The organism is Dietzia sp. DQ11-71, assembly GCF_014144995.1.
Classification (GTDB): domain Bacteria; phylum Actinomycetota; class Actinomycetes; order Mycobacteriales; family Mycobacteriaceae; genus Dietzia; species Dietzia kunjamensis.
Genome location: NZ_JAALDT010000057.1, coordinates 1 through 3,087 on the forward strand (window position 1 = coordinate 1; position 3,087 = coordinate 3,087).

At 60.0% G+C, this 3,087-nt stretch carries 2 protein-coding genes and 1 pseudogene; 2 read left to right on the top strand and 1 reads right to left on the bottom strand.

The window, feature by feature from the left end:
• Positions 1–435: 435 nt before the first annotated feature.
• Positions 436–651, top strand: a pseudogene (locus G6023_RS02195) (response regulator); the annotation flags it as partial.
• A gap of 1,097 nt (positions 652–1,748) precedes the next feature.
• Entirely contained in the window at positions 1,749–2,039 is a 291-nt protein-coding gene (locus tag G6023_RS02200) for a helix-turn-helix domain-containing protein (RefSeq protein ID WP_081470468.1), read from the top strand.
• A 242-nt stretch (positions 2,040–2,281) separates the two neighbouring features.
• Here G6023_RS02200 and G6023_RS02205 read toward each other — a convergent pair whose 3' ends face one another.
• Positions 2,282–2,641 (bottom strand): hypothetical protein, encoded by a 360-nt coding sequence (locus G6023_RS02205; protein WP_182633958.1) that lies wholly within the window; start codon positions 2,639–2,641, stop codon positions 2,282–2,284.
• Positions 2,642–3,087 lie beyond the last annotated feature (446 nt).

The window sequence follows — 3,087 nt, forward strand, 5'->3', positions numbered from 1 at the left end:
GGCGTCGAAGTCAACTTGCAGGCAGGAAGTATGACAACGACCGGAACCGCGACTACCCAGGCCGTATCCCAAGCCGTGGCCGACGCCGGATACGCGATAGTCTCCGCAGATCAGACGGTCGGTGTCTCCTTGCCCATGGCGAGTGGAACGGGTGGCTGCTGCTGCAGCTGACGGTTGGCCCATTTCGGCCCGATGACGCGATGAACCACGTTCTCGAGCGAACACAGCATTGGCCGGGTGGGCACCCTCGCTCACCCGGCGCTCGACTTCCAGCCGCAAGTCATTGAGAGATGTCCGGGTCGGTATGTGGCCCGCGCGCGTGTGGCCCATATGGTGGCGCCGAGGATGATGGGGGACATGAACTCTTCTGCCCGTGCGCTCGGAACGACAGAAGTCGCCGCACCGACGCCACGTCCGGCCACGGGCTTGCGGGCGATGGTTGTCGAGGACGAGCAGTCTTTGGCCGATGTCGTGGCCACCTACCTCGAACGCGAGGGCTTCGAGGTGACGATCTGCGGCGATGGTCTTCAGGCGGTGACACTGGCCCGGCAAATCGACCCAGACGTCATCGTCCTTGACCTTGGCCTGCCCGGGCTGGACGGGGTGGAGGTCTGTCGGCAGGTTCGCACGCATTCCGACGCCGGTCTAGTTCCTTACCGTCGAAGTCGTCGATGAAGACTGCGGAATATACGACTGCCATTGTTCTCCCAAAGATTGTCAAGGTGCGGGACTAAGTATCCACACTAGCTTCCCCAGTATGGCCAGTGGGCTATCTCACAGCTTGGCGATATCTGGGGTTGTTCCGCACGTCCTCGGTCGGCTTAGTGCTGCTGAACGGTTTTTTTGCGGACGGTCGGCAGCAGCGTTGTCATCAGACCACTTAGAGCGTGCCGGCAACCGGAAACTCACCACATGCCGGTTATGGTTCCCAGCATCTCTTCCCAATGCCGCAGCGGCAGCAAGTGGCCCTCGTCCCGGTAGAGTTATTTCGACAAGCGGGGTTCCGGCGTGTGTTTGTCGCTGGGTCATGGTTCCTGCCGGGCTCGGTGCAGTGTCGCGTACATAGCCAGCACGTTATTGACGCGAGGCATCGTGGTCGAGATCCGACCACGCATACGGCAGGGGTGGAGGTCGTTTAGAGGGGATTGCAACCTCAGACACTGAGATGAGGTTCGGCGCCGCACCAGACGGCGTTCGTATCGTGTGGTGGCCGACTCCGATCAGTTCGGTGCGCCGTTGTGCGACTGCATGTCCCACCAAGGTGAGGCGATCTCCGAATGATGAGACCTCAGCGCGGACCACTGCCCCATGTCTGACGGTGGCCGGCGAGCAGTTTGTGCTCGCAACATCAATTAAGTCCGCCCGTTCAGCCCAGATACTTAGCACGCGGCTATTAGGGGACTTGCCCCCGGTCGTGATAAAAGCCAGTCCCACTCTCAGCTCATTTGTCACGGCAGAGCGGTGAATTGGGCCGAACACACTGTAAACACCAAATATCGGGCTACGGAATTGAACTGTCCATTGCTCGCCCTTCGAGTGCGCCTCGATCAAGCTCAACATCTGGTGGACCGGGCGCCGCTTCGGCGGCCGGAGCGCGGGTAGCGGGAGCGGCGAGTGCACCAAGGACCTCGAGACGATCGTAGCGAAACCGGACACTAGTGTCCTATAGTATCGCTGAGGGGCCCTCGGGTGCCAGAAAGGGTCGTGCCGGTCGCTCGACACGGTCGATCGACGGCGATAATGGGCCTGTGCCTATCTCGGATCACAAGTTTTCGCCCATGGAGCTGCGGGAGAGGGAAGTCGTGCGCCGAGCCATCGGAACGGTCGTAGCCCGGTTGCGGAAGGCGGCCGCGCTCTCTCAGGTCGAAGTTGCCGAACAGGCGAACATGAGCGAGAGAGAGCTTCGACGGATTGAAAAGGGAGTCGGCGGAACCCCGCTGGATCGTCTATGGCCTCTAGCCCGTGCGATAAATTCAACGCCAGAAGAAATCGTGCTTGAAGCGCAGAAGCTCATAAGCGCCGACCCAGAACTCGGCTGAGAATACTAATGGGCCAGCCGCGACTCGTTTGATAGGCCGACCCAGTGGCGAGATTTGGCATGGCTGTAGAGATTGACGATCGTGGTCTGCACCCACCAACAACTTTCAGCTAGAACAGTCAGTACCACTGACGGCTAGGCTGTTCACTCCGTCGCGGCCTCCGGCAGGTTGCAGGGCGAAATCCTTGGGCTGATTGTTCGACACGCGCTGGTAAATAATTGGTTGACCGGCCTGCGTGGTGCTCAGGGTGGCGGCACCGATGTGAGACTTGGCGAGGGACGGTAGGTGAGGGCCGCGAGCGTCACTTGCGCGGCCAGCACCTCGTTGAGGGCTTTGAGTTCTTGAACTTCGGCCGTGAGAGACTCCACCTTTTCCGTATTGTCATTTCGGGTTCGGTCTCTATTTTCAGCTTGATAAATTTCGATGAGTTCTTTTAGATCGAGGTGTTTGTGGGTAAGCGCCGTTCGTGCGAGACCGGCTTCCTGGGCTATCGCTTTGACTGATAGTCGTCCCGAACTATTTTCGGATTCACCTTTCAGGGTCCGAATGAGCGCGGCAATGAGTTTGTCGCGTTCTTCTGCATCATCACCGCGTCGGGTCATGAATTGTTCTCTCCTTGTTTGTGTCGGGTGATTTCCTTGGTAAGTTCGTCCGCGATTTGCTGGTTGCGCGCTGCCAGCGGGGCGGGTAAGTAGTCGATTTCAGCGAGTAGTTGGTCGCGTTGCCGCGTCTTCTCTTGGAAGTGGCGGTCGAGCAGGGCGATGTTGGGGCAGCCGCGTTGGCAGTTGGTGAGGTCTGGTGTCCCCGAGTCGCGGTTGGTAGTTCGGGTGGGGTGGCAGAGGGCGGTGGCGGCAACGTACGAGCAGACGTTGTGGGCGCGCCCGTTGTCGTGAATGAGAGTGAGTCCGGATCGTTTGAAACGCTCGAGTGCTGCTTCGGTTTTGACCTCGCCGGCGAACTCGGCAGCAAAGGCGGTGACGCCATCGCGGACGCGATTCGCGGCCGGGCCGCTAACCCCGCTGATTCACGGGCCGGTGTGACTGCTGCT

What these genes read in the sequence shown, in the direction of transcription:
- G6023_RS02205 (WP_182633958.1), bottom strand. Translation starts at nt 2,641, where the DNA reads ATGACCCGACGCGGTGATGATGCAGAAGAACGCGACAAACTCATTGCC.